Raw genomic sequence first — 1,367 nt, 5'->3', positions numbered from 1 at the left:
AGGGTCTGTGTAGCGAACGGTGGAACTCGGTCGGATTTCTTCAGCGGCGGCCGGCGGTGAGTCGGCCGTCAAAGGCGATGTCGAAGGCCTGCAGGGCGGCTTTCCAGCGCATGGTCCACCGTTTGCGTCCGGTGCCGGTCGGGTCCATGCTCATCACGGCCAGGTAGACGCATTTGAGGGCGGCCTGCTCCGTGGGGAAGTGCCCGCGGGCGCGGACGGCCTTGCGGATCCTCGCGTTGATTGACTCGATCGCGTTCGTCGTACATACGATCTTGCGGATCTCCACGTCGAACTGGAGGAACGGCACGAACTCGGCCCAGGAGTTCTCCCACAGCTGCACGATCGCCGGGTACTTTTTCCCCCAGACCTCGGTGAACTCCACGAACCGCTCCAGCGCAGCTTCCTCGGTCGGTGCGGTATAGACCGGCCGCAGTGCCTTGGCGACCTTCTCCCAGTCCTGGCGGGCCGCGTAACGGAACGACGCCCTCAGCAGATGGACGACACAGGTCTGCACGATCGCCGCAGGCCAGACGGCATTCACCGCGTCCGGCAGCCCGGACAGTCCGTCGCAGACGAGCATCAGCACATCCGCCGCGCCGCGATTCTTGATCTCGGTCAGGACCTGCATCCAGTACTTGGCGCCCTCGCCGCCGTCACCGACCCACAGGCCCAGGATGTCGCGGTGGCCATCGGCGGTGACCGCGACCGCCATGTACACCGGCCTGTTGGCGACCTGCCCGTCCCTGACCTTCACGTTCACGCAGTCGATGAAGACCACTGGGTAGACCGCGTCCAGCGGACGGTTCTGCCATTCGACCATGCCGGCCAGGACGCTGTCGGTGATCGTGGAGATCGTCGACTTCGACACCTCCGCGCCGTACACCTCGGCCAGATGCGCGGAGATCTCCCCGTGGGTCAGCCCCTTGGCGGACAGAGACAGGACCATCTCGTCCACCCCGCCCAGCCGCCGCTGCCGCTTCTTCACCAGCTGCGGCTCGAAGGTGCCCGCCCGGTCCCGAGGCACCTCGATCCCGACCGGACCGACTTCGGTCACCACCGTCTTCGCCCGATGCCCGTTGCGGTAGTTGTCCCGACCGCCGTCGGCCCGCTCACCATGCTCGTGGCCCAGGTGGGCGGTGAGCTCGCCCTCCAACGCTGACTCCAGGACCCGCTTGGTCAGCTGCTGCAGCAGCCCGCCCTCACCGGTCAGGCCCACCCCGCCGGCCCGGGCCCGCTTCATCAGCTCGTTCAACAGCGCGTCGTCCACAGCCTCGACAGCATCCACGGCGGTCTCAGCGTCACTCGTCACGTCAGTCATCAACTGTCGCTTCCAGCTCGGGAGTTACACCACTCACCGTACAGACCCG

General features: G+C 66.6%; 1 protein-coding gene. It reads right to left on the bottom strand.

Annotated features, from left to right (window positions below):
- Positions 1–40: 40 nt before the first annotated feature.
- Positions 41–1,318 carry an IS256 family transposase gene (locus ACWD01_RS37475; RefSeq protein WP_451168462.1) on the bottom strand — a complete coding sequence of 426 codons (1,278 nt, stop codon included), beginning with the start codon at positions 1,316–1,318 and terminating at the stop codon, positions 41–43.
- Between the last annotated feature and the right edge of the window lie 49 nt (positions 1,319–1,367).

It is taken from the genome of Streptomyces sp. NPDC002835, assembly GCF_053591995.1.
The sequence above is the reverse complement of the archived record's forward strand: the minus strand, read 5'-3'. Positions and strand labels throughout refer to the sequence as shown.